The 26952-nt window shown below is 36.0% G+C and carries 24 protein-coding genes and 2 pseudogenes; 12 read left to right on the top strand and 14 right to left on the bottom strand.

From position 1 onward, the window contains the following. Positions 1-37 precede the first annotated feature (37 nt). The 5 genes from FJQ98_RS08180 to FJQ98_RS08160 all read right to left on the bottom strand — a co-directional run bounded on the left by FJQ98_RS08180 (position 38) and on the right by FJQ98_RS08160 (position 5552). A complete protein-coding gene (locus tag FJQ98_RS08180; RefSeq protein WP_053595089.1) occupies positions 38-829 on the bottom strand; it encodes a GNAT family N-acetyltransferase in 792 nt (263 codons plus the stop codon). Then, positions 822-2621, bottom strand: coding sequence for a ribosomal protection-like ABC-F family protein (gene abc-f, locus FJQ98_RS08175; RefSeq protein WP_053595088.1), 1800 nt, complete (start codon positions 2619-2621; stop codon positions 822-824). Before abc-f ends, FJQ98_RS08180 begins: the two co-directional genes overlap by 8 nt. A gap of 103 nt (positions 2622-2724) precedes the next feature. Beyond that, positions 2725-2865, bottom strand: a complete 141-nt coding sequence (locus tag FJQ98_RS08170; RefSeq protein WP_166672191.1) for an RAxF-45 family protein — start codon at positions 2863-2865, stop codon at positions 2725-2727. A 1002-nt stretch (positions 2866-3867) separates the two neighbouring features. Further along, the gene (locus FJQ98_RS08165) at positions 3868-4515 is read right to left on the bottom strand and encodes a YjdJ family protein (RefSeq protein WP_241774569.1); all 648 of its coding nucleotides are present in this window, start codon (positions 4513-4515) and stop codon (positions 3868-3870) included. Positions 4516-4523: 8 nt separating this feature from the next. Continuing rightward, positions 4524-5552 (bottom strand): AbrB family transcriptional regulator, encoded by a 1029-nt coding sequence (locus FJQ98_RS08160; protein ID WP_053595086.1) that lies wholly within the window; start codon positions 5550-5552, stop codon positions 4524-4526. Positions 5553-5776: 224 nt separating this feature from the next. Between FJQ98_RS08160 and FJQ98_RS08155 the strand changes: the two genes are divergently transcribed. From FJQ98_RS08155 to FJQ98_RS08130, 6 genes are all read left to right on the top strand, one after another. Next, complete coding sequence (locus FJQ98_RS08155; protein ID WP_053595085.1) at positions 5777-6226, top strand: LytTR family DNA-binding domain-containing protein; 450 nt, start codon at positions 5777-5779, stop codon at positions 6224-6226. Position 6227: 1 nt separating this feature from the next. Continuing rightward, entirely contained in the window at positions 6228-6632 is a 405-nt protein-coding gene (locus FJQ98_RS08150) for a DUF3021 family protein (RefSeq protein WP_053595084.1), read from the top strand. Positions 6633-6637: 5 nt separating this feature from the next. Beyond that, entirely contained in the window at positions 6638-7558 is a 921-nt protein-coding gene (locus tag FJQ98_RS08145; protein WP_053595083.1) for an ABC transporter ATP-binding protein, read from the top strand. Further along, positions 7558-8433, top strand: a complete 876-nt coding sequence (locus FJQ98_RS08140) for an ABC transporter permease (RefSeq protein ID WP_053595082.1) — start codon at positions 7558-7560, stop codon at positions 8431-8433. The genes FJQ98_RS08145 and FJQ98_RS08140 overlap by 1 nt, the downstream gene beginning before the upstream one ends. A 126-nt stretch (positions 8434-8559) precedes the next feature. Then, the gene (locus tag FJQ98_RS08135; RefSeq protein WP_053595081.1) at positions 8560-9315 is read left to right on the top strand and encodes a DUF2087 domain-containing protein; all 756 of its coding nucleotides are present in this window, start codon (positions 8560-8562) and stop codon (positions 9313-9315) included. Positions 9316-9331: 16 nt separating this feature from the next. Beyond that, positions 9332-9673, top strand: coding sequence for a GIY-YIG nuclease family protein (locus FJQ98_RS08130; RefSeq protein ID WP_053595080.1), 342 nt, complete (start codon positions 9332-9334; stop codon positions 9671-9673). A gap of 360 nt (positions 9674-10033) precedes the next feature. Here the strand turns inward: FJQ98_RS08130 and FJQ98_RS08125 are convergent, their stop codons facing one another. The 8 genes from FJQ98_RS08125 to FJQ98_RS08090 all read right to left on the bottom strand — a co-directional run bounded on the left by FJQ98_RS08125 (position 10034) and on the right by FJQ98_RS08090 (position 18667). Continuing rightward, positions 10034-10408 (bottom strand): MmcQ/YjbR family DNA-binding protein, encoded by a 375-nt coding sequence (locus FJQ98_RS08125; protein ID WP_053595079.1) that lies wholly within the window; start codon positions 10406-10408, stop codon positions 10034-10036. A 203-nt stretch (positions 10409-10611) separates the two neighbouring features. Continuing rightward, positions 10612-11427, bottom strand: coding sequence for a YitT family protein (locus FJQ98_RS08120; protein ID WP_053595078.1), 816 nt, complete (start codon positions 11425-11427; stop codon positions 10612-10614). A gap of 91 nt (positions 11428-11518) precedes the next feature. After that, positions 11519-12844 carry a M48 family metallopeptidase gene (locus tag FJQ98_RS08115; RefSeq protein ID WP_053595113.1) on the bottom strand — a complete coding sequence of 442 codons (1326 nt, stop codon included), beginning with the start codon at positions 12842-12844 and terminating at the stop codon, positions 11519-11521. Positions 12845-13071: 227 nt separating this feature from the next. Further along, positions 13072-13869, bottom strand: coding sequence for a hypothetical protein (locus FJQ98_RS08110; protein ID WP_053595077.1), 798 nt, complete (start codon positions 13867-13869; stop codon positions 13072-13074). Continuing rightward, positions 13866-14960, bottom strand: coding sequence for an MBL fold metallo-hydrolase (locus tag FJQ98_RS08105; RefSeq protein ID WP_053595076.1), 1095 nt, complete (start codon positions 14958-14960; stop codon positions 13866-13868). The genes FJQ98_RS08110 and FJQ98_RS08105 overlap by 4 nt, the downstream gene beginning before the upstream one ends. After that, entirely contained in the window at positions 14953-16614 is a 1662-nt protein-coding gene (locus FJQ98_RS08100) for an ABC transporter permease (RefSeq protein WP_053595075.1), read from the bottom strand. Before FJQ98_RS08100 ends, FJQ98_RS08105 begins: the two co-directional genes overlap by 8 nt. Positions 16615-16676: 62 nt before the next feature. Further along, positions 16677-17702: an ABC transporter substrate-binding protein gene (locus tag FJQ98_RS08095; RefSeq protein WP_082340101.1), complete on the bottom strand. Its 1026-nt coding sequence runs from the start codon at positions 17700-17702 to the stop codon at positions 16677-16679. Continuing rightward, on the bottom strand, positions 17699-18667 hold the full coding sequence (locus tag FJQ98_RS08090) for an ABC transporter ATP-binding protein (RefSeq protein ID WP_241774568.1): 969 nt from the start codon (positions 18665-18667) through the stop codon (positions 17699-17701). Before FJQ98_RS08090 ends, FJQ98_RS08095 begins: the two co-directional genes overlap by 4 nt. Positions 18668-18801: 134 nt before the next feature. On the opposite strand from FJQ98_RS08090, the gene FJQ98_RS08085 reads away from it, so the two are divergent. The 3 genes and pseudogenes from FJQ98_RS08085 (at position 18802) to FJQ98_RS08075 (ending at position 22862) form a co-directional block, all read left to right on the top strand. Further along, positions 18802-19713: a LysR family transcriptional regulator gene (locus FJQ98_RS08085; RefSeq protein WP_053595073.1), complete on the top strand. Its 912-nt coding sequence runs from the start codon at positions 18802-18804 to the stop codon at positions 19711-19713. Positions 19714-20216: 503 nt separating this feature from the next. After that, positions 20217-21204, top strand: a pseudogene (locus tag FJQ98_RS08080) (BMP family lipoprotein). Then, positions 21201-22862: a methyl-accepting chemotaxis protein gene (locus FJQ98_RS08075; RefSeq protein ID WP_053595071.1), complete on the top strand. Its 1662-nt coding sequence runs from the start codon at positions 21201-21203 to the stop codon at positions 22860-22862. The pseudogene FJQ98_RS08080 and the gene FJQ98_RS08075 overlap by 4 nt, the downstream one beginning before the upstream one ends. Positions 22863-23094: 232 nt before the next feature. On the opposite strand, the gene FJQ98_RS08070 is transcribed toward FJQ98_RS08075, so the two are convergent. Beyond that, positions 23095-23667 carry a helix-turn-helix domain-containing protein gene (locus FJQ98_RS08070; protein WP_053595070.1) on the bottom strand — a complete coding sequence of 191 codons (573 nt, stop codon included), beginning with the start codon at positions 23665-23667 and terminating at the stop codon, positions 23095-23097. Positions 23668-23751: 84 nt separating this feature from the next. On the opposite strand from FJQ98_RS08070, the gene FJQ98_RS08065 reads away from it, so the two are divergent. The 3 genes and pseudogenes from FJQ98_RS08065 to FJQ98_RS08055 all read left to right on the top strand — a co-directional run bounded on the left by FJQ98_RS08065 (position 23752) and on the right by FJQ98_RS08055 (position 26904). Continuing rightward, positions 23752-24717: a DMT family transporter gene (locus FJQ98_RS08065; RefSeq protein ID WP_053595069.1), complete on the top strand. Its 966-nt coding sequence runs from the start codon at positions 23752-23754 to the stop codon at positions 24715-24717. Positions 24718-25019: 302 nt separating this feature from the next. Beyond that, positions 25020-25967: pseudogene (locus FJQ98_RS08060) on the top strand (permease). A 10-nt stretch (positions 25968-25977) separates the two neighbouring features. Next, a complete protein-coding gene (locus FJQ98_RS08055) occupies positions 25978-26904 on the top strand; it encodes a TIGR03943 family putative permease subunit (protein WP_053595067.1) in 927 nt (308 codons plus the stop codon). Positions 26905-26952 lie beyond the last annotated feature (48 nt).

Raw genomic sequence — 26952 nt, 5'->3', positions numbered from 1 at the left:
ACAGGAGTATGGCGAAATTTTTTATCTTTCAACCTAATTAGGAATCTTGTCGTATTTGATGAATGCTTTTTCCTTCAGTAAAGGCATGAATTGATTTCATTGTGCCTACTGATTTGAAATTTGCCTTATCATAAACCTTTGCAACCTGTTCATTTATTGGCAAAATCCAGAGATACTCTAATCCCTGCTTTACCGACTCTTGCTGAATATGCTGCAAAATATATCCAATCAATCCTCGTCCTCGATAGCTTTCGATTGTCGCTACACTCTCGACTCTCCCTTGATTTCCTGAGATGAAAATATTAGCAGTACAGCAAGCTTTTCCATCTAATCTTAATAAATAATACGTAAAATGCGGAGAATGATATGTTTGCTTAAAGGCTTTTTTAATTAATTCAGGCTCCCCAAATGTAGCAATACTCATTTCTACGGCTAATGCTTCCTCCATATTGGCATCTGTTACACGTTCAATTTGTATGGCTGGATTATGTGATAGTTGTGCGTATTCGCCATTCCAAAGCTGTACATCATCAGTAAAACTTTCATATTGAAAGCCTTGGATTTCTAATGCTTCTATACATAACTGATTTTCCTCCACATTGTATAAATACAATCTTGGAATAAGAGATTTTGATTGATAGAAATTCTTGATTTCCTTTAAAAACATATCTGGCTCGGCAATCTTCTTCCAAATGTGTGCATGATTGGCGTCGTAATATGTTGGCATTTCCTTATTGTAAAATAATACTCCTTCATTACAAGTTTCCATCTCACTAAAACTTTTAATATAATCAATATCTAGCTGCATGATGTGCTCTATTTTATGCATGCTCTGTTCCTCCTGCAATCCATTCGTCAAATAAATCCTCTAACTGCTGTTCAAGCTTTTGACGTTGCTCCTTAGCAAGTGTCGGCTCCTTTAATTTCATTTCGAGCCTTTCAATTTGTTCTTCAATTGGTAACTCTTTTTTAGCAGCAAAAGACTTTTCAGGTATTTCTTTTATTACTGGTTCTTTAGCTACTTCTAAGCGTTTTTGTCTTGCCCATTCATAATCACCTTCAAATACTTGAATCGTTTCATATTCAATCCAGGCAACCTTTGTAAAAATCTTTTGTAAGAAGTAACGGTCATGCGAGACACCAATAATCGTCCCTTCAAAGGATTCCAGTGTATCCTCCAATACTTCTCTCGCTTCAATGTCTAAATGGTTGGTCGGCTCATCCAGCATCAATAAATTAATATCCTCATGCATTAACTGTGCTAACCGTAAGCGCATTTTTTCACCGCCACTTAAATCCTTCACTTTTTTAAAGACGTCATAGCCATAAAATAAAAATTGAGCAAGAATATGACGTGCCTCAGCCTCTGACACAGAGACGCTCTCACGGAAGGCATCTATTAAACGAATGGCAGGATTTTTATGCTCAAATTGCTGCGATAGGTAGCCAATTTTAACACTGCTACCGACATGACAAACTCCTTCAGTTGGTTCAACTTCACCTAACATCATTTTTAATAATGTTGATTTTCCACTGCCATTGCCACCAACGATCGCCAGTCGTTCTCCAAAGTAAACCGCTAAATCACTTTCCTTAAATAATGGTTTCTCAAATGCATGGCTAATGCCCTTCATTTGTACAACCTCTTTACCACTACGCTCAGCCATCGTTAACGCTAAATTCATTTTCTTTTTCGTTGAAGGCTTCTTTACACGCTCTATACGGGCTAATGCTTTCTCCATACTTTTAGCACGACGATGCAAGCCAGCATTAGGCGGATTCGCTTCATTTGCCCATTGCTTTAAGCGCTTTATTGTTTCCTGCATTTTTTTAATTTTCTTTTGCTGTTCTTCGTAATGAGCAAATTGCTGTTCAAGCTTTGCTTCCTTTTGTTCAACAAATGCATCGTAATTGCCAATATACGTAAATGCCTCTCCATCTTCAATTTCAATTATTTTTTGAGCCATTTGATTCATAAAATGACGATCATGTGATACTACAATAACAATTCCTGCAAAGTTTCGTACATAATTTTCTAGCCATTCAATGGCCTGCATATCTAAATGATTCGTCGGTTCATCTAATAGCAAAATCGAGGGATTACTTAAAAGGATTTGCCCAAGCATAACCTTTGTTTTCTCTCCACCACTTAAGCTTCTAAAAGGCTGCTCAAGCAATGGCGTAATACCTAGACCATTGGCAATCATCGCTAATTGCGCATCAATTTCATAGCCACCCAGCAACATAAATTGTTCCTGCACATGACCATATTGCTGAAGTACCTTATCTGTAACTTCTACCTGCATTTCCTGTTCAAGCTTTGTCATCTTTGACTTTAATGCATAGATCTCCGCAAATGCTTCCTCCAGCACTTCCTTTACTGACAACATAGGATAGTGCGGAATTTGATGAAGATAGCCAATTGTCGCTTCCTTACTTTTTATAATACGTCCCTTATCTGGTGTATCTAAACCAGCTAATAACTGTAATAAAGTCGTTTTCCCGCTACCATTCACGCCAACAATGGCAACATGCTCCCCCGTATTTACTTCTAATTGAAGTCCTTCAAATAAAACATTTCCACCAATATTTTTTTGTATTTGTTCAGCTTTAATTTGCATCGTTTTTTCCTCCAATGAAACGTGCGAAAAACATCTATAGACACAAAAAAGACTGCTCGATTAACAAGCAGTCTTTTCCTCATTAGTTTGTGAAAAAGAATGGTTAATTCGCTACGTTTGATATTTGATTTTGCTTAAAAATGGACAGACCTATCCCGTTGTTCGCAAAATCGAAAGTAATTACACGTGCAAAATACATAGCTGTATCCACTTTTACACATGTTTTCGTAGCGTTTTTATTCATTCCTTTTCACCTCCGTTCATAATAGTTAACTTTATAATACCATAATTCCGATATATTGGAAAAGAAAAATTTTTCAGAGGTTAAGACAATTGTTTCAAATGTGCTCTTTATAAAAAAACGCATAAAGAATCATCATTTAATAAGGACGAAATTATTATCATTTTTATAACAATGAAAACAAAAAACGATAGTAACTTTTTTTACATAATAATAGTTAAATGATATATAATGAAAAATACTTTGAATTTTTAATTCAGATATACATAATTTAATATGAAAAGAGGTGTATAGTTATAATTTTTTTTATTCTCGCATCAGTATTTGCATCTTTTTTCATTGTAATGGCATGTGTCAAAGTTAGAAAAAAGGGTTGGTCATTTCTCCTCATCGGTATCGGTTTAGCAATTAATGCTTTTGTTGCTCCCTTTTCATTCGGTTTGAGTTTTATGGCAACAGATGGAGGAGGAGGATTCCTTGATCAAATTCTACTCTTTTTACTTTGCCAATCCATTCCATTACTAATACTTTTCATATGTGTTTTAGTATATTTTATAATAAAAGGTGTCAATCAAACAATTTCTAAATGAGTTTGGATTGATAGCGATTTTTACAGCTAATATGCAAGAATTAGCGAGTAGCGCAAGCACACAAAAACATTGTGATGAGGATAGTATTCATGCTAGCTGATCAAACAATTTACTGGCTCATTGATCAATCAAGGCAGCACTTGCTAGAGTGCATGGTAAGGGCTTTGCGGTTCGAAGGATTGTTCATTAGGGTAATATCTAATGGGCAATCTTTTTTTATTCGTCATACCCCTTATGACGGTATATCTTTTAAGGCTATCGGTACTGCTATCCCCCATTACCTACACAAAATGCTTTTAACACGATCACATCCTCATTTGGTTCAATATTAAAATAAGTAGCTATAAGATTGAAAAAGTGCGAGCTCTTGTACAAAGACTTATGTACTAGAGTTCGCACGCTTATGTTGCGATAATCAATTATTATGGCTGTAAGTTAAACGATGTATTTTTTTGTACCATAAACTTATTGAAATACATATAAAAATTAATGCACCGACAGCTGTAATCCAAAAGAATACATTCCCTCCATCGGTTGTAGAGTTAAGAAATATGCCACTACTAACAATACCTACACAACTTATTATTCCTGACAAAATAATGGCTAATTGACGATTTAGTTGGTAAATGATAAAAATAAGTACTGCAAAAATATAAATAACACTTACGGTCATAATAGTCGGGAAAAATGGTTGAAATTTAGCCGCATAGACAAAGTAATCAAGCTGACTAATATCCTGGCCATTGTTTATCTCAATATTAAAGAACTGAGAAAATGGTGTTGAATACTTCCATTCCAGTGAATTATCTATAATATCACTTCCCTCATACCAAGAAATAGCTGTTGACATGAATAAAGTCAAGCAACCAAGAATTAGTTGTATCACATATTTAAACAATGTTCTTCTCCCTTCATCCTTTGAAGTTAAAGACGTTACAATAAATTTTAAAGTTTCAAAAAAATCATAAACCTGGGATATTTCAACAAGTCCCGAGCTACGAAATCCGGACAATCTACAGTATTTAATATTTTTATTTTTCACTAAAAAATCGGTGAAGTCCACCTACAACTCTACGTTTTCACTTTTTTCACAAACATTTTAACAAACGGAACGAGGAAAACGGATACGACCAGTACGCGGAATAGCTGAAATGCGGTGACGATTGTGACCTTTGCATGCACGGAGGCAGCGATAATCCCCATTTGATCAAGCCCGCCTGGTACGATGCTTAAAAAGCCTGTTTTAAAATCAAGGCTGTATAAACTCTTCATAATAAATGTTAAGCCATATGCTGCGCCAATAAAGATACCCGCCGATACAAATGCGTAAAACACATGCTTCTTCGATAAATGTAGATCGTCTTTTTTCAATAAAAGTCCGATGTAAATGCCAAGCATTAGTTGCGCAATATGAAGTAGTGATAATGGCAATTTCGGTACGTCAATCCCTGCTATATTGATGCCCATCAATAAAAAAACTGGGCCAAGCATATAGCCTGTTGGAATTTTTGCCTTTTGCGCTAGCCAACCCGCTACTCCACAAACAGCAAGTAAACCTATTAAGCTCCATGAATACGCTCCGTTGGCAACTACACCAGTTCCCCCAGAGCCTGACACCATTAATGGCACAAAGCCGACGATTAAAAGAACCCTTAATATTTGAAAGAACGTAATCAAGACCATATCCATATCCCCTTGCTCCTCGGCAAAGGCAACAACCTGCGACATGCCACCAGGTACACAACATGTCAACGCGGTCGCAAAATCTAAATCCGCACGTTTGGCAACTAAATAACTAACACCAAAAAACAATACAATAAATAATACATTTAAAACAATCATACTTCCTATAAATTGCTTAATATCCTGCACCGCTTCCGGTGTAAACGCAAAACCAATGGAATACCCCGCAACGATTAAACCAAAATTACGAAAATATTTATGCCATTTCAATTGTACTTTTGTCGATAACTGAACAATTAGCACCGCTGCTATAGCTCCAAGTAACCACGGCATTGGAATATGTAATAAATTAAATAAAATTGCACCTGCTAAACCAATACATAATGTAATAAACATATGCTTGTCAAAAATAAACATAGAAGCAACCCCTCGTGACTGTATCATTCTATTATGCCGTGAACCTGCCTATTTTACTACTTCATCACTTTTTTGCAATGTTATATATCGTACAAATTGAACCTGTTATTTATAAAATTTAACCTCTTATCCAAGATTTTCTCCAAGCCGAAATTTTCTATGCTACATTATTATTACCTGATTCAGTGTTTCTCCATAGCGGAGATATGTAAAGGAGGCCTCCAATGAAAATTCAATTAACGATCAATAGCTCGCTCGAAGAAACTGAGGTTCATATACATGCGAAGGAATACAACGAACAAATTGAACGACTGATGAAACAGCTCCAAACTTCACAAACAACAATGCTTGATGGCTACTTTCAGCAGGAAATTCATATGCTAAAAATTTCAGATATTTACTCCATTTATGCAGAGGGTGCAAAAGTATTTTTGCAGACCGAAGAGCAGGAATTCGAAACGAAACGCAAATTATATGAACTGGAAGCTCAATTAGCGAATGACTTTGCTAGAGTCAGTAAATCAACACTCGTTAACATCAATAAAATTGCTTCTATTCACATGGGTAAAATTGGCACAACAGAACTAATACTAGAAAACGATGTATCTGTCCATGTTAGCCGGAAATATTTAAAAGAACTAAAACGCCAATTAGGTATTGGGAGGGATTCATAATATGAAAATGTTACGCTTGATGATTATTGGTTTACTCATGTCACTTAGCTCTTCCTATGTCTTAGTGACCATAAGTCTCATATCTAATAACGCGGTGGGGTCGGGGGCGGAATTACTTGAGCAAATAATTATCGCCATCATACTCGGGATTGTCATAGGTCCACTGTCCTTCATCTATGATATAGAGCGTTTACAATTTATAACCCAGCTTATTCTACACTTTATTGCAGTTACACTATGTGTTATGGTGGCAGGCTATTTCGGTCGGTGGTTTGAACATTCTGGCATTACGTATGTACTTATATCCGAAGTCATTATTTACTTCATCGTTTGGTGCATTATTTACGTACTTCAATTGATTGATATTGCAGAAATTAATCATGCAATTCAAAAAAGAAAGGATTAAACAATATGAACTCTGCTATACAAGTTGAAAACCTATGTAAGCAATATGGTGAACATCAGGCAGTAAAGGGGATTTCGTTTTCAGTTGAGCAAGGCTCCCTCTTCGCCTTTTTAGGTGCGAATGGTGCGGGGAAATCAACGACCATTGAAATACTCTGTACATTATTAAAAAAATCAAGCGGTACAGTTAAAATTAATGGCTATACACTTGATGAAAGCAACGACAATGCTGAAATCCGAAAATCCATTGGCGTAGTTTTTCAGCAAAGTCTTCTGGATGAACGATTAACGGTACGTGAAAACATACTTCATCGTGGCAAAACATATGGCTTATCGAAAACACAATTGGCCGAAAATTATCAATTTGTTTCAACATATTTGCATTTAGACGATATAGAAAAGCGAAAATATAGAACTTTATCAGGCGGACAAAAAAGGCGTGCAGATATCGCTCGAGCCCTTATTCATCGACCAAAAATTTTGTTTTTAGATGAACCGACAACTGGTCTTGATCCACAAACTCGTCAATTCGTTTGGCAAGCCATTAAGCAGCTCCAGCTAGAAACAAACATGACTGTTTTTTTGACAACACATTATATGGAGGAAGTGACAGTCGCTCATCAAGTCATCGTCTTAAAGGAAGGAGAAATTGTTGCTGAAGGGACACCAGATGCTCTTAAAACAAATTACGCCTACGATTCAATGGCACTTGTTTTTCATCATAATTCTGAAGGGATAAAGTGGCTTGAGGAAAATAATATCTCCTATACAGAAAAGCAAGGTATTTTCTCTGTCCGGGTCGAATCGACTCTTCATGCTTTAACACTATTAAAAAAAGCGGAGCCGCTTATTGCCTCTTTTGAAGTAATCAAAGGTACTATGGATGATGTCTTTCTTCATATTATGGCCGAGGGAGGTGCAGCTTAATGGGAGCTTTATATAGCTTAGTTCAGCGAAATAACAAGGTTTTCAGACGTGATAAAACACAAGTCTTCTTCTCCCTGCTTTCTGTCTTTATCGTCATTATTTTGTACGCTGTTTTCCTTCAAAAAATGCAAGTAGATGCCATTGAGCAAATGACAGAAGCTACGCCAGAATTAGTAACGATGGTCAATGAATGGCTTGTAGCTGGATTACTATCTATGATCGCTGTTTCTACTACACTTGCTGCGTATGGCATTGCTGTAAAAGATTTAGAATCAAAAGCACAGGCTGATTTTTTAACTGCTCCCATTTCACGAGCAACCATTCAATTTAGCTATGTATTCAATGCATTTATCGTAGGTTGTATCTTCTCCCTTATCGCCCTTATTGGCTGTGAAATCTTTATCGTTGCAACAGGCGGTGAACTTCTAAGCTTTAGGGATTTCGTTACCGTCGTCGGTATATTATTTTTATCTGTATTACTTGCCAGTGTTTTTAATCTGTTTCTTGTGTTATTTGTCAATACACAAAATTCCTTTTCGACGCTAGGAACAATCATCGGTACTGCAATTGGTTTCTTATGTGGCGTTTATGTACCTGTCGGCGCCCTTCCAAGCTTTGCTCAAAACCTTATTATGTATTTCCCTATCAGCCATACAACTTTACTATTACGTAATGCCTTTATGGAAAGCTCAATTTCCAAGGTTTTCGAAGGTGTGCCTGCTTCACAGGTGGAAGATTATAAAATAATGTATGGTATTGTCTATGACCTTCATGGAAATATACTAAGTACCTCAACAAGTATTATCATTATTTTCGTCACAATTATTGTGCTAGCTATCTTATCTATCATTATTTTTAAAAAGAAAAATAAATAGATTCAACATTTTCACACATCGTTTATAAAGCGATGTGTTTTTTATTGATTTTAATCAAACAATTTGTTATTTTATATATAAATAAGCAAACAAAATAATTAATCGTTTGTTTTAGGAGGATATCCAATGGATGTAAATGAATTATTTTGGCAAGCTTCAATCAAAGACATAAAAAAAGGTTATCTTGATGAGGCAACACACTTCACTTGTTTGCTTTGCGGGGAAAAAATTGAACAGGGTATTATTTATCCACATGAAGGCGTTCTTTACGAGGCAGAAAAATTTATGCAGCATCATATTACTGCTGTACATCAATCTGTTTTTCATTATTTAAATGGCCTTAATAAAAAAATGACAGGACTAACGGATCATCAAAGTCATATTTTGCGCTTATTTTATGAAGGTAAAACAGATCAAGAAATTAAAGAAGAACTGGAAATTGGTAGTGCAACAACAATACGTCATCATCGTTTTACCCTTAAAGAAAAGGAACGTCAAGCGAAAACTTTTCTTGCGATGATGGAGCTACTAAAAGAACAAGATCAAAAAGAAGATAGCTTTGTACCGATTCACAAAACGGCTACGATGGTCGACGATCGCTATAATATTACGATTTCTGAAGAACAGCAGTTACTTGAAAAGTACTTTCCAAACGATATTGGTAAAGAGCTTGTCCGCTTCCCAAAACGTGAAAAGCATAAAATTGTGATACTCCGTGCACTGACAAAGCTTTTCGATGAAGCGAAACAATATTCCGAAAAAGAATTAAATGCAATGATCCAACCGATGTATGAGGACTATGTGCAAATACGTCGCTCTTTAATCGAATATGGCTTCATTGATCGAAAAGAAGATGGCAGTGCCTACTGGGTAAAAAAATAAGAAAGCAGGGTTTCCAATGGACCATAAAAAAGAACTAAAGGAAATGTATAAAGAAATGAAAATCGAAGCTGGCGTTTTTACAATGACCAATAAACAAAATGGTAAAGTGTTTGTTGGCAGCTTCAATAATTTAAAACGCTTAAATGGCTTTCAATTTTCGTTAAAAACAAATACACATACCAATCAAAAGCTACAAGCCGATTACAACACATTCGGCAAGGATGCTTTTGATATCGAAGTTGTGGAATATTTGAAGAAAAAAGAAGAAGGCTATTTCGATGCCAAAAAAGAGCTAGAAAAACTAGAACAAAAATGGCTCGACAAGCTTCAGCCATTTGGTGAACGTGGGTATAACTAGGCATAGAGCTAAAAAAAGAATCTGTTTTCTTCGCGATTAAGCTGGAGAAACTGGCAGATTCTTTTTTAATTTCTTATATTGTGTTGCTGGTAGAGCAAATATCAGTTGGACCTGAGCAGTTCTTCGGCTAACCGAGAAGTTTTCTCTTGCACCTGATCCGTTCCTTGGCTGACCCGAGCAGTTTCCCCTTGCGCCTGATCAGTTCCTTGGCTGACCCGCAGTTTTCCCTTGCGCCTGATCAGTTCCTTGGCTGACCCGAGCAGTTTTCCCTTGCGCCTGAGTATTTCTTCGCCGGATTTGCTCCCGCTTCTTTGCGCGGGGTTTTACTTTGACACACTAGTGTTCATCCTACTATTTCTCTCACTTCATTTCTTCCATTAAACTAATTTCCTGCTGAGCTTTTTTTGTTAGCTTTCCGAAAACTAGCTCATACGAATGTTTGATTAAATTTTCAACTAAATCCATAGGCACGTCATCTGCATCCATATAAATTGAATTCCAATGTGTTTTATTCATATAGTAGCCTGGAATAATACCTTCATATGCTTCTCTCAACTCTTCAGCTCGATTAGGTTCGCATTTTAAAGTAAGTACTGGCCTTCCAGTAGCATCTCCGCCCATCATTCCAAACATTTTACCCCCAATATGATAGCGATCCGCTCCCCACTCTTCTTTGTGATCATACGTTGTACCACGAAGCTTTAGACAATATGCATGAATTGTTTCTTTGTTCATTATTTAACCCCTTTTCCTCCAAAAATTTAAAAACACACGTTCGATTATATTTATTATAATCAATAACGTGTGTAGAGGGAATAACTATTTATTTTTAGATTGATTGCTGTCTCCGATGTACATTCGCCGCTTGAGGCAAATCGATACTGGCCACAAAGCTTTATCACAGGACATGATGTTTTCGCTTCTGGTTATTAAATACCTTACTTTAAACTTCTATCAAACACGCCGATAACCTCAGTAGTTTGTAATATATTGACAAAAGCTTTTGCATCCGTTTCCTTTATCGTACCTTTAACTTCAGCAAGCTGATAGCGTGTAATGACAGTGATTAAAACTTTACGCCCCTCACCTGAGTAAGCACCCTTCGCGTCGATAATCGTCACACCTCGATGAAGCTTTTCCAGCAGCTGCTGCTTTACTTCATCGCCCTTACTTGTAATAATCATCAGCGTCAACTTAATATGACTCGTATGAATGGTGTCGACAACCTTCCCTGTAGCATAAATCGATACGAGCGTAAGTAATGCCGCATCCCAACTAAAAACGAATCCGGAGATAGCTACAACAATCCCATTCATCGCTGAGATTAATGTACCAAGGGGAAAATCCCGTTTGCGACTTAACAGCATCGCTAAAATATCAAAACCTCCAGAGGAACCCGATGCACGAAAAATTATACCCGTGCCTAAGCCCACAATAACTCCGCCAAATAAAGAGGCAAGGATCGGTTCTTGTGTAGCTTTATAAATAGGAATAATGTACAAGCTTACTGACAAGACAACGACTGAAAGTATAGTATATCCAATGAACCGCTTCCCTAGCTTCAAGACTCCTATAATAAGTAATGGCAAATTCAATAGTAAATTTAAAACCCCTGTATTCAAGGGCGTGATAATACCAAGCATGATGGCAATCCCACTTAATCCCCCACTTAAAATCTCATGTGGAATTAACAAAAAATTGTAGGCAAAGGCGACTAATATCGATGAAAGTGTAATAACGACAATATTAAGCATAACAATTCCCCTATCATTAAAACGAACGAGTTTTGATACTTTCTTTTAGAATACCCAACTTATTCGTTCACAAAACCTTACTGCACTACTGCTATTTCTTCTGCTGTTCTTTTTTCTGCTCTTCCTTTAATGGCACTTCTTTTAATGGCTCCTCTTTTTTCTCATCTACATTCTCCGCCACCTTATAAATACGTTCAAGCATTGGCGGATGTGTATAACGGAACCACTTTACAAGTAACTGTGGATTTACTTCACTTAGCCCAGATATCGTTAGCTTCTGGAATGCCGTAACGGCTGACTCTCGTTCACCTGTTAGTGAAATTGCATATTGATCGGCTCTCATTTCCTGATACCTCGAAATATAATTTGACAGAGGGTTTGAAGCAAATAATAAAACGGATGTTATAAGTAAAAACAACGGGTAAGAACCTATATCACTGATTTTTTTAATTTTTAATACGTGTCCGTGACGTCCAATCAACCATCTCATACACTTCGCTGATAGCCATAATCCTAGCAATGTCAACAAAAGATATCCTGCAATACCAAAATAAATATGCTTCTCTACGTAATGTCCCATTTCATGTGCCATGATAAATAATATTTCATTATCTGTTAAACGATTTAAGGTTGTATCCCATAGCACGATTCTCGAATTACTGCCAATACCCGTTACATAAGCATTTAAGGCATTCGTTTTTTCTGCCATATTGACCTCATATACATGCTCTGCTGGTATATTTGCCTGTTCAGCAAGAGACAAGATTTTCGCCTCTAGCTCCTTATTTTTCAACGGATAAAAATCATTGTATAACGGATCAATGACAACAGGCTGAATGAACATCACAAATATTGTGAATGGAATCGTTAGAAACCAAGTATACAGCCACCATCTTTTTGCACTTTTTTTGATGAGCCAATAAATGACAGACACAATGATAAAGCTCATGCCAAAGCTGACCCAAAAATCGATAATGCCATCTCGCATCCATGACGAAAACCCTTGTGTACTAATACCATAGCTTTTGCTTAAATTGTAACGATAATAATCGAGTGGGAATAGTACAACATATAGTAAAAGTGATAATAAGAATAAGTAACCTGCATTTTGCAACAGCTTCCATTTTGTTTGTGACGTCGCCACCTTTTCGAAATAACGTGATACGCCCATAATTAATATCATGAAATAGACTAACCATTCCAAAGGTGTAGCAACAAAGAATAGGAAGTTCCGTATTTTAGAATATTCACCACTTAAGTATAGTTCTTTTTCAGACATAAACATCACTGGATCCGCAGCTGTTCCTTGCAACGCTCGTGGTATTGTACCACCACCGCTATGGAATATATACCAATACATACACAGCACATAAACACCGAATAAAAGTAGCGCGACAATTCCCATTTTTTTCGCTATGTCATTTCCTCCCTTGTTCAACACTAAGTTCGTCCTATAGTAAGTGTAAGCTAAATTGAAAAAGTTAGAACAAATTTTTCTTTGTTTTTATTTACCTTCTATCCTACTTCACACCAAAAAAATTCGCTCTACTTCTCCAAACGAGTGACAAGCCACTGTAGATACTCTAGCACCTCGGCTTGTTCGCTATTCCCAGAAGTGTCGCGAATTTTAAAGAATATTTTTTATTACTTATCCATTACAAATGCCGTTTTACCGCGTTGATCTTCACTTAAATAACCTGCTGTTGCTAATCGATCATGCCATTCTCTTTCTATAACAGCGGCCTTTAATGCATCATCCTCTTTCGTTGATAACTCTACCATAATCTCCCCTTGATATTGCCAAACTTCAATATCCGCCGCATAGCCCGCAAAGCTTCCTTTATATGTTGTAGCTTTTGCAGGACCATATACGACAGCTTGAGATAATGTATTTTGATACCATGCTTCAGAATCCCAATTTAAAACTTTCTTCGGAACATTTTCTAAAATTAATTTTTTAGCGGCACTTGTATCCACTGCATCATAAGAAATTTTAGATGTAGTCTTTAATGATTCCTTACGACTTATTGTGAACGTACGATTGTCACCCTTAATATCCGTTTCAAATTTATAGTTAGATTCTGCTCCCGTGAAGCCATGACTTTCTGTGATAGCAATCGCTTCATCCAGAGGTGTATTTACAAATCTCTTTTTATACGTGATATCCATTTTATTGCTTCCTTTGTAGACACGTAAACGATGGATATAATCTTCATTTAGAAAAGCTCTATTCGGAGTATCAAAGAAATAAATCTTCACTTCATCTTTTTTTGTCGCTTGGAAAACATTTAAAATATCTGATTCAGTGAAAGGCTCAGATTTAATGTTGAATTTAATTTCATTTCCTGGCTCGATTGCTGCTTTTGCTTGTGTAGAACTAAATCCAATGATGCTAACAAGTACAATGACAACTAAATAAAAATTTACTGCCCATTTCTTCATAGTATTTCCTCCTCATTTTTTAGTAATTGCAAGAAAGTCGTATCTCTATTCGTTAATGAACTGTGAAAATAGATTGTCTTATGTGCCTGTATTTTACTAGAAAGTGCGATGATATCATGATAATCTGGATGCGTTTTGTAAAAAAATTCTTTATATTGATTTTTGGAAAATGGACTTTTATATTTGCCTTTATTCCAATATCCCGTAAAGATTACTATTGAAGTAGGCTTTTTATGAAGCAGCTCCACTAATTTTGCTTCATTACGCTCAGGCACAAAATAAATGGTGTTTTCACTTTCTGTTATTTTTGTTAAACATTCTAGTTTAAACTGTTGCAACATTGTTCTGTTAGACAATAAATTTCCAGGTGCCTCATAATAATTTTCAAATAAGGACAACAAATCATGATCTACACGTATCGCTCTTGTTGTATGCTGAAAAAGATAGGTAGCAATATCCGCTGTTTTTCCTGAGAAAGAAGATGGGAAAATGATCGGACAGTTTGGATTTGCATGGATATATTCCGTCATTCGCTGTAATACTTCTATATTTTTGATGTGCTTTTCAATGTGGCCGCTATCTATAATGGCTACATCATAAACAGTCCCATCCTCTATAGGTAGTGTTGCTTTCAACAGATAGGAATCTACCACATAATCGCCAGAGTAAAATATCACCTCCTCAAAAAAACGAATCTTATACCAAACGCTTCCTATTAGATGCCCACTGTAACCCCATTGAAAAGCAAGACAATTACTAACAACTGTCCATTCTCCGATTGATTCTGGTTGAAAGGTTCTTGTATGATGGCAAGATTGTTTTAATTGCTGCGCAGTCATTTTACTCATAATGATCGGTCCTATGTATCCCCATCGCTCAAGTAAAGGAAGAGCACCTACATGATCTGTATGTGAATGGGAAATAAACACTGCATCAAGCTTTGCAACATGAGCTTGTGTTAAATTAGGAAGAGTCTTCTGCCGATTGTTCATCACTCCGCAATCGAGTAAAATAGCATGTCCATTTTTTTCAATGAAAAAGCAGTTACGACCATACTCACCGACTCCACCTAAAATCTCTACATTAAGCATCCGCATGTCCTCCCCGTTTTTGTAGCCAATCTAATAAAAACATGAAAATAACGGTCATGGCGACTGTAATCACCGCTACAGCCATTCCTACACCAACATTTCCTTGTTCAAATTGACTGTAAATAAATGTTGCGCCAGTCTCTACTGAAGGAGGCAAAATAAGTAATCCAGCGACAAGTTCACGCATCGAAATAATAAACGTCATCATCATTCCAGCAAGAATTCCCTGCATTAATAATGGAATGATAATATGTCGATAAACAGCCCAACTACTTCGACCAAAAATAGCTGTTGATTGGAATATCGAAGAATCTAACTGCGATAAAGAAGATTTTATATATTGCACGGAATACGGTAAAAAAAGTACACAATACGTGACTACAACCATTGCCTTTGTGTTATAGATGGTCGCTGGTAGCCATGGTGCATTCCAAAACATAATTAACCCAACTACAAAGACAATTCCAGGAATAATATTAGGCATTAAACTAAAGAAATCTAATATTTGCTGCTTTTTCGTTTCTCCTTTTTTAATGTATAAGGCAATCAACAAACCAATAATTGCTGTAACGACAGCTGTGATTACGGAGAAAACAACACTATTTAAAAATGCTGACAATCCAGCACTTCCACTTGTAAACACTTCCTGGTAGGAGGCAAAGCTAAAATTCCCTGCTTGTAAACCATCCCCTCTTACTTTCTGCAAAGATGTCACGATAATTGAGAAGTAAGGAATGCCGATTGATAGCAAAATAACAATCCCCACAAAAAGCCATGAACCAAGCTTGACATACCACTGATCTTTAATCTCGCGAATAGCTGGTGTTTTTCCAGAAAGCACGCTATATGTATATTTGCGTCCAATAAGATTTTGAAAATACCAGATAACGAGACAAACCGACAGTAAAAATAACGAGAGCGATGTCGCCATACTAATATCTACAGGCCATCTAGATAAGTAAGAGTGAATTTCCGTCGTAAATACTTGAAAACCAATTCGACTACCAAACGTTGCAGGTGTTCCAAATTCAGCTAACGTTTTAATGAAAATTAACAAGCTTCCAAGAACATAGCTAGAAACTACTAGAGGCAAAACTATTTTCGTCCAATTTCTCCAAGAGCTTCGTCCAAAAATTAGTGCAGCATCAAGAAAGGAGCCATTGATTCTTAATAGTGTATTTTTCAGCATTAAATATAAGAAAGGAAAAAGATGTAGGCTCATTATCATGACCATTCCAAATAAGGAGAAGAACGATTCAGTCACCCAAGCAGCACTTGGAAATAGCTGTTGGAGAAAGCCATTATTTTGCATGAACAATATCCATCCCATGGAGCCAATATATGGTGGTGTCATAAACGGAATCGTTAAAATAATATCTAGCCAATCATATTTATATAAGCTTGTTTTCGTTCTTATTAACGCCATTGGAAATGCAACTATTGTCGTCCCAACTATAACTAATACCCCTAATAATACAGAGTTTCCAAGTGTATGCCACATTCTTTCATTGGCAAACATTCTGTTAATCTGCGAAACATCTAATTGCCCATCTTTCATAAACGTATAAAACGCAATGGCCATTAACGGTGCGATAGCAAACGTGACGACAAGTGTCAGTAAAAATCCAAAAGTTCGTCTGCCTTCCATAATCATTGATGATTCAATCCTTCCCTAGAAAAACTTAAAGGAGGCTAAAAAACCTCCCAAACAACTACTTAACGAAAAATATCATTGAATTTAGTTAATACTTCAAGCTGCTTTGCTTCTGCACCTTTCCAGTTCACGTTTAGCTGAGGAATTTCATCTAAGGCTGCACGATCCTTAACAGGTATATCTTTGTTGCCTGGTAGTAAGTAAGCATTGGCTACAAGCTTTTGCCCTTCATCTGACAGTAAAAAATCAACGTACGCTTTTGCACTCTCTACGTTTTTTGCATCCTTCAAAATACCAACAGCACGTGGACTGACAACTGTTCCATTTTTTGGATAAATAATTTCTACTGGCTCACCATCAGCTTTTGCTTTATAGGCCATGTAATCTACCCCTGAAATTGTGGCATTTTTGTCACCAGTAATAACAGCATCTAGCGCTTCCTTATTAGCACCATTCACCTGTAAACCATTTTCCTTCCACTTTTCCATCGTAGTCCAAGCTGTTTTTTCAGCTTCTGTATATCCGAATAGGAAGTCTACAGCAGAGCCTGATAAGCTAGGGTCTGGTATATTGATTTTATTTTGCCATTCAGCTTTTGCTAAATCTGCCCATTCTGCTGGAGCCTGCTGCGTATTTTTCGTATTATAAGCAATTCCTAATGCCGAGGCACTGTAACCATAGTAATAACCTTCTGCATTTGACCAATCGCTATTGATTTTCTTTGCACCTTCAGCATCTTTATAGCTTTGAAGCTGATCTGTTTCCTTTAAACCATCCATTGAAGCGACAGAGGCTAGTACAACAACGTCTGCTACAGGATTATTTTTTTCCGCTTCTAAACGCGATAATATTTTGCCTGTTGTCCCTTGGAACATCTCTACTTTTATCCCTGTCTTCTCTTCAAATGCTTGTTGAATATTCGCCGCCAAACCATCTGGACCAGCAGAGTATACCGTTAAAGTTTGCTCTTCTTTCGGCTTTGCACTTACTTTATCATTCTTCTCTACCTCTTTATTTCCACAGCCCGCTAATGCTAATGTTAAAAGAATTCCAGCTGTAGCGAATAGTTTCAAACCTCGTTGTTTCAATGGTAACCCTCCAATTGATATATTTGTTTTTTATCTATAAAAACTTCAAGCTGCTTACCGTGTTCAATAGGTTCTGCTTCGTAAAAGCTCCAGTGCTTTCCTTCTACCTGTGCCTGCACTAAATAACGATCACCAACAAAAGTACTTTTTACAATCATCGCTTGTTTTGCAATCGTACCTGGGCGTGATAGTCTGGAAACTCCTTCAGGTCGCACAATATAATTACCTTTATCAAACCAGTTCACTTTGCCGATAAAATCTGCTACATACGGTGTTGCTGGGGCGTGATATATTTCTTCTGGTGTTCCCACCTGTGCAATTCTTCCTGCTTCCATCACAATAATTTGATCTGACATCGTCATTGCCTCTGTTTGATCATGTGTGACAAAAATAGCCTGACAATCTAGCTCGTGAATAATATGCATGATTTCATCTTGCATTTTTTCTCTTAGTACTGCGTCAAGCGCCGATAATGGTTCATCAAACAAAATAAGCTGAGGATTTGTCGCAAGTGCCCTTGCTAGTGCTACCCGTTGCTGCTGTCCCCCTGATAACTCCCCAGGTTTTCGTTTTTCAAATCCTTCCATTTTCACCAATCGCATAACATGCTTCACTCGAGCCGGAATGTCTGACTTTGGAACAATTCCCTTCAGGCCAAAAGCAATGTTTTGAAAAACAGTCATATGTGGCCACAATGCAAAATCTTGAAAAACCATCGCAATATTTCGCTTATTTGGTTTTACATTCTTCCGGAGTTTAGATGAGTAAATAATGGTTTCATCAAAACCGATTTCTCCATTTGTCGGTTGTTCAAGACCTGCTAATATTTTTAATAATGTTGTTTTACCGCAACCTGATTGTCCTAAGATGGTGATGAATTTGCTGTTCAGCTCCACATTAATGGGCCAAAGCGCTTGAGCCTGTCCATATTTTTTCTCGATATTTGTTAATGAGATTTTCATCATATCCTCCTCGTTAATTACAACTATAAATTCCAGATATTTAGAAAATATTAATCTACTATTAATAACTCGTTAAAAAAAATCTAATAAACTAAAGTAAAACTAAGATTTTTTCTAATTTACTTTAGGAGGATAAAATGAATAATATGAAGTTACAGGCATTTTGCCTACTTGTAGAATTTAAAAAATTAGCTCCTGTTGCCAAAGAGCTTGGTCTTACAGCACCGACCGTATCCTTTCATATTCGTTCCATTGAAGAGGAATATGGCATCCGTTTATTTCGGACAAATGCAGGTGGATACCGTTTAACAGAAGCAGGAGAAGGGCTCTATCATTATGCTCGCCAAATTGTACAGCTTCAAAAAGACATGAACCGCTTTATCGAAAATCTTTTAGCTGGTAATATCGGCTCCATTCGTCTTGGCGCAAGCGGGCTACCCGCACATATTTTTATGCCAGATATTATTCATCAGGTTTCTACAGCTTACCCAGACATTCGAATATCGCTAGAAGTAAAAACAGCTCCCGAAATTGAACAAAAGGTAGCACTTCAAGAATTAGATTTCGGGCTCATCATGGAAACAAAGCAAGAAAATTCGTCTCTTATTTACGATACAATCGGCGAAGATTCCCTTGTTTTAGCATTAAGCCCTACCCATGAGCTTGCAGCAAAAAAGGACATCACAAAAGCAGATGTCCTAAAAAACAAAGTATTATTGCATACATCTTCAAGTTCAACGAATCATTTTATAGAAAAATGGATGGACCCATTTCACCCATCCATTTATACGATCGAGCTAGATTCTGTTAGCACTATTAAGAAAATGCTTACTTTCGGAAAAACAATTGCGTTTTTGTCAGTTGCCCTGATAGAAGATGAGTTAAAATCAGGACTTTTGATAAAGAAGGACCTACACGATGTGACACTTAATAGAAAGATTCAACTTATTTATCCTAAATCTCGTCTAGATAACAGAATGGATACATTTGTAAAAACTTCAATTTACGATTTAGCAAAGCAATTAAAAATATATCCTCATATGACATAATAATTCCGTAGTCAGCCAGCTGTTTTTCGGAATATTTACTTTTAGCCATAAAAATACTCTCCATTAAATAATCAGATTTTATTTTTTCATCTGCCTACTTAATGGGGAGCATATCAACAATTTTGTACAGTTTTTAATTTGACAAACATTATTCCAAAGCTACATTAAGCGTTCTATTGTTTCGGGCAGTGAGCCTGCAAACTCTTTGAGTGTTTGCTAGGCTTTTTTAATTGTCCATAGAAAAAAGGGGCAATTTTTATGAATTAGTACTTATGTATGAACATCATCCTACCTTTCCCACTATCATTATAGAGAAAACTCATTATATAACAAACTAAATACTTAGTATCCAAAAAATATTCAGGATGATTTGAACCCATTTTCCTGTAGTAAATTGTAAAAAATCTGATAATATTTAATGGTAAAATAAAAAATGTCGTCTGACATCTGACTTAGAACAACTTTTGATCGATAAATAATACATACAACTGGAGGTACTCATATTGAAAAAATTAATGATTGGCCTTTGTTTGATAGTTTTGTTAGTAGCAGGCTGTTCAACAGCTTCATAGAAAAAAAGCGCAAGATGACTATAAAATTGGTATCTTGCTCTCAGATGCAGGGCTTGGTGATGAATCGTTTAATGACTCAGCTTTTAAAGGGCTTGAAAAAGCACGAGATGAGCTAGGTATTTTGTTTGATTATAAAGAGGCGCCTGATGGCAATTACGAACAGAAGCTAGAAGAACTTGTCGAAGAAAAATATAACGTCATTATCGGTCTTGGTTTCTCTGTACAGGAGGCACTGGAAAAAACTGCGAAGAAATATCCTGATCAGCAATTTGTCCTTATTGACGGACAATCAGATGTTGCAAATATCACTTCAATAACATTTAAAGAGCAAGAAGGCAGTTTTTTACTTGGAATGGTTGCAGCAATGACGAGTATAACTGGAAAAATAGGGTTTATTGGTGGTGCAAATGTTCCGGTTATCCATCATTTTGAAAACGGCTTTATTGAGGGAGCTCAATATTTTAATCCAAATATCGAAATTGTTAGTGAGTATGCTGGCACATTTGATGATACCGACGCAGGTGCCGCAATCACAGAACGTTACATAAAGAACGGCGTAGATTTTATTTATCATGCAGCGGGATTCACAGGCTTTGGTGCCATAAAAAAAGCTGAAGAAATGGGTGTATATGCAGCGGGAGTTGATATTGATCAATTTTACATTGCAGAAAAAACTGTCGTAACATCCATGTTAAAAAATGTCGACCAAGCTGTTTATAAAATTGCTAAAACATTAGTCGAGGACGGGCAAATTTCTGAAAAATCGTTTTCGTTCGGTCTAGCTGATAATGGAGTCGGACTTGCGGATATACGTATTATTAAACTTACATCTGAGCAACAGGCTGCCATAGAAAAAGCACAAGATGATATTGTCTCGGGTAAAATAAAAGTTACCGCAGAAAAGGGGAGTATCCAGTGACGTTACGAAAAAAATTATTTATGAACATACTTATTCCAATTGTTCTCGCAATGGCTATGATTGGTTTTATTATCGTACAAACATTTGATATTCAAACAACTGCACAAGATGATACAGCACTTTTACTCGCAGTGAAAGAACTTGAACAAAGTTTAGTTGTAGCGAGCCAATCATTAAACAATTACACTTATTTAGATAGTGAGGCCAATAAAAATGAAGCTCTTTCAATTTTACAAGAAGCGAAAGTAAATTTAGAAAACCTCTCGACTATTGCAAAAATATCTGAGCATAAGACAATCATCAAAAAAATCGAGAGCAAATACGAGGAACTGGAAAAAGCTACCGAAACAGGATTTCTTGCTAACAACCGTCCTGCGATAAAAAAACAAGCAATAAGAATATCCGGCATATTAAACGATATGCATCTACTGAAAAAAGAAACAAATGAATGGTATCAAGAAATGAATGATTTGGCAAAGCAAAAAATTACTTTTATAATTACAACAACAATTATTGGAAGTATCCTCCTAATTATTGCTACCATCATTTTTTCGTATGTCGCAACGAAAAGAATTACAAATCCGATTAATCGGATCGTGGATTGTGCACAATTGGTGGCTTCAGGGAATTTGACAATAGATACCTCTACCCTATCCTATAAGCAAGGCAGTCGAAATGAAGTTGATCAACTGACAGAGAACTTTTCCAAAATGATTGTTAGCTTAAAAAGCACCGTAAAATCCATTGACGATGTAGGTGAAAATGTTACTCTATTTACAAACGATGTTACAAGCTATATTGAAACTGTTAATGAAGGCAATAAACAAATTGCTATATCCACGGACGAATTGGCAAAAGGAAGCCTAATTATTTCAGAAGATATCCAGTCAGCTGCTATCCTCATGAATACGATGGCAGATCAATTTACAATAGTTCAGCAGACTAGCGAACAATCAGCAGCAAACGGTAAACAGGCACTTGCTGCTATTCAAATTGGCCATAATTCACTAGAAAAGCAATCCTCTATCGCGAAGGATATTTCATCTACATCGCTTGATATTAAAGAGGCTGTTACGCAATTCTCTCAATTCACAACAGAAATTGAAGGCGCCGCTAATGCAGTCCATGCTATTGCTAATCAAACAAATCTATTGGCATTGAATGCAGCAATCGAAGCTGCACGGGCTGGAGAAGCTGGAAAAGGATTCGCAATAGTGGCAGAGGAAGTCAAAAAACTTTCAAATGAAACAGAAAATGCAACTAGTTTAATCTCTTCAATGGTCACACATATACAACACGGTATCACGACCATTCTTTCTACTGCTGAGCATGGACATCAGCTTTCAAAAGAGCAGTCACAATCAATGTTAGATACAGAAAAGTCTTTTGAGGCAATTGCTTCACATGTTTTAACCATAAATGACCAATTACAACACCTTGCTAAGGATATGGAGCAAACAAGCGAAATGAGCCAGCAAATGAATAGTGCCATTGAAAACATTTCCGCTATTACGGAAGAAACCGCAGCAGGAACAGAAGAAATTTCTGCTTCCACTCAAGAGCAGTTAGGATCCTTCCAAAAAATTAGTGAAAAGGTTTCAGAACTTCAAGAAATGACAAATACATTGTCTGTAGAGCTAAAAAAATTCACATTATAATGATCAATGCAGCTTTAGGATAAATTAATAACATATGGCAAGAAAAAACAATATCCCGAATAACGGACATTATTCGGGATTTTTCTTAATGATATATTAAAGTTAAACCAGCATCAATTAGAACTATTGATCCTGTCCACTGCTTGCTCTGTCAATACCGCTTCCAGCTCAAGCATAATAACAAGCCTTCGCATAGAATCCAAAGATGAAACTACTAGTGTGATTACTTATTTCAAGATAAATATTTCATTGTTAAATGGAGAACTGCAACTTCATTTCCGGTGTTTTCATAGCTATGCTTTCGATTTGCTTCAAATTGAATAGAATCAAATTCGTTTAATTCATACATTTCTTGTCCTACTTGAATCGAAATTTTCCCTTTCATTACTGTTACAAATTCAATAGCTCCTTCATGATGAGGTTCTGCCTCATATATGCTATACGGTTGCAAACAAGCACGATGCATTTCCAATCCTGTTTCTTTTTTGTAACGAAATATAGTCTCTAATCGCCACATTTGATTTTCTTCTATAATAAATCCTTCTCCGCAGCGTGCAACATTGACTATATCTTCTATAACCATAAGCCGTGACAACGGAATAGATAATCCTTTTGTAATCTTCCAAATGACGCCTAATGTAGGATTCGTTTCTCCTCTTTCAATTTTTCCTAGTGTTAATTTACTAACACCCGTTTTCTTTGCTAACTCTTCTAAACTTAATTTTTGTTCATTGCGTATTTGTCGTAACAGTTGACCAACTTGCAGAATTACTTCTTTTGTTTGCATATCCTCTTGTTCTTTCATAGGAACCCCTCTTTCGGTATATTATAGTTTACTTTTTATATAAATAATTATATTATAGTATATATTCAGAAAGGAGCGAACGAAATGCGCGCTATCTTATTAGGTATTTTATCATCTGCGTTTTTTTCAGCTACATTTATTATAAATCGAATTATGAACGTATCAGGAACAAGCTGGGCTTGGACTGCCTCCTTCCGATTTTTATTCGCTTTACCCATTTTATTCTTTATCGTCCTATTTCGCAAAAACCTTCGTCCACTATGGGTAGAAATGCGTAAAAATCCTTTGGCATGGATTGGTTATGGAACAATAGCTGGGGTTGGATTTTATTCCTTATTAAGCTATGCTGCTGTATTTAGTCCTGCATGGCTCGTAGCAGGTACATGGCAAATAACCATTTTAGCTGGTTTGTTATTATCTCCGTTATTTTTTATTACATTGGAGACGAAGTCAGAAGTTAAACGAGTTCGCGGTAAAATGCCTTTGCGAAGCTTACTTGTTGCCTTATTTATTTTAACAGGTGTCATTTGTATGCAATTAACAGAAGCTGGGGATATTACTGTTTCTCAATTTTTATCCGGCTTCCTCCCTGTAGTCATCGCCGCATTCTTATATCCTTTCGGTAATAGAAAAATGATGGAAGTCGTTGCTGGTCGCTTAGATACATTCCAACGCGTGTTAGGCATGGCAATTGGCAGTCTTCCTGTCAGTATTATATTAGCGATTTATGGTTGGACTACAACTGGCATACCAACATCTGGGCAAATGATGCAAGGTTTCTTATTAGCATTATGTTCGGGTGTTATCGCCACAATGACATTTTTCTTCGCTACTGACTTAGCGAAAAATAACCTTTCTTTATTAGGGGCAGTGGAGGCAACACAAGCTGGAACAATGGTGTTTACTGTTCTTGGTGAAATCGTTTTTTTAAACGGTTCTTGGCCTGTTGGATTATCTTTAATCGGTATGATTATTATCATGATTGGAATGATAGCTAACAGTATTTTAAATCGTTCTGTTCCTGTATCCAAACTAAAGAAAACAGCATAGTTTTCCTTTCTCCAAGTAGCATTTTACATTGTGTATAATGCTACTATTTTTATGTTGTCAAAGAATTATAGTTTGTTCCCCTCTTCCGTTTTTACGTTTATCTAAATTTTTGAATCCCTGACCGTATATTTAAACATGTAATGTATCCAAAAATCTAATGTATTGTGTAATACCTAATTGTCCATATACATAGTTTATATTAAAACGGAATCATTACAATTTAAAAAGATCGTAACTTCTGGGAGGTACATGTGGAACGTCTTCATATTCCTAAATATCTATTTAATTTTTGGCTCATTTTCATTTTATTTTTATTCTTTATTCAACCATTTTTAATAGTCTACTCGACATTTGAGACTATCGCTTCTTCCATTTTGAATCTTAATACTATATTTATAAGTATTTTAATAGAGGCTCTCCCCTTTGTGCTAATCGGAGTCCTTATTGCAGGATTTATTCAAATCTTTATAACGGAAGATCATATTCAAAAGTGGATTCCTAAAAATAAATTTATGGCAGTTTTAATGAGTTGCATTGTAGGAGCATTATTTCCTGCTTGCGAATGTGGAATAGTACCTATCGTTCGAAGGTTGATTTCAAAAGGAGTACCTATCCATGCCGCAATAGGATTTATGTTAACCGGGCCTCTTATTAATCCGATCGTTATTCTCTCTACCTATATGGCATTTGGCAATGACATAAAAATCGCAGGCCTACGAATGATTTTAGGCTTCTTCATTGCTATTATAGTATCTTTAATTATTAGCTTGTTTTTTTAAGGGACACAATTCAAACCAGGGATTCAAACAGATTCATCACGTATAGACGTAATTAAAACTTCATTCATAAAAAAGTTGTTTAATATGTTAAAACACTCTATAGATGAATTCTTTGACATGGGAAAATATTTAATAATAGGGGCATTTTTAGCTGCACTTGTACAAACGTATGTGTCGACAAAAACATTAGTCGAAATAGGGAATGATGTATCCTCTTCAATAGTAGTAATGATGGGCTTAGCATTTATTTTATCACTTTGCTCTGAAGCGGATGCATTTATAGGGGCTTCTTTTAGCGCTATTTTCTCCACGCCTTCTATTCTAGCATTTTTAATTTTAGGACCTATGATTGATCTAAAAAATACAATTATGTTGATAGGCGTATTTCGCTTTAAGTTTGTAATGTGTTTATTAATTTTAATAGCCGCTGTTGTCTATTTTAGTTTATTTATACTTTCAAGTTATATATAAGGGGGAAAACATGAAATTTCACTTCCAACAAGCAGTAAGAGCTATCATTTTATTAGCTTTTTTTGCCATGATTTTCAACCTACATTGGACTGAAGAAATAACAAAATTCATTAATCCAAAATACGAAAATTTAAGTAAAACAGTTGCTATTTTATTCCTACTTTTATTTTTTGTTCAAGTGACAAGAATTTTTTCTTTTTCAACTAAAAAACAACATTGTTACAGTACTGAACACGCTTGTTGTACTCAACACGATCACGGAGATTCACCAATTAATAAAAAAAAGGTATTTTCTTATCTAGTTATCATTACTCCATTACTTACGGGTTTCTTTATGCCTGCGAAGGTACTGGACGCTTCTATAGCTGACAAAAAAGGAGCCTCTTTGATTCTTACTAAACAATCCAAAACATCTAAAATAGAAGACTATATCACTTCAAATAAAACCGTTAACGAAAATATATATGACGAACATGCTCAAGATCCAATGTTGATGGAGGAAAGGCAGGAGATGCCTAAAAAAGAATACGAGCTTTTAAAGCAACAGCTCTCACAAAATCAAACTATTAAAATGACAGATAAGGATTACACTATTTATTATGAGGATATTAATAAAGATTTATCAAAATATCTAGGAAAAAAGATACAATTGAAAGGTTTTGTTTTAAATGAAGATAGCTTTCCTCAGAATCAATTGGTCATTTCAAGATTTCTCATTACGCACTGTATTGCTGACGCAAGTATAGTAGGCTTTCTAGCAGAATTACCAGAAAACCATACTCTAGTTAATGATACATGGATTGAAGTAATTGGAACAATCGATATTACAACATACAATGGAGAAAGCTTACCCGTTATTAAAGTGGATAATTGGGTGAAAATAGAAGAACCTGAAAAACCTTATCTATATCCAATTGATATTCTCATAAGCTTTTAACATAATATTGACAAAAGGCAATGAGGGATCACCTTCATTGCCTTTTAC

It is taken from the genome of Lysinibacillus agricola, from assembly GCF_016638705.1.
GTDB lineage: Bacteria > Bacillota > Bacilli > Bacillales_A > Planococcaceae > Lysinibacillus > Lysinibacillus agricola.
This window is presented reverse-complemented; position numbering and strand designations above follow the sequence as displayed.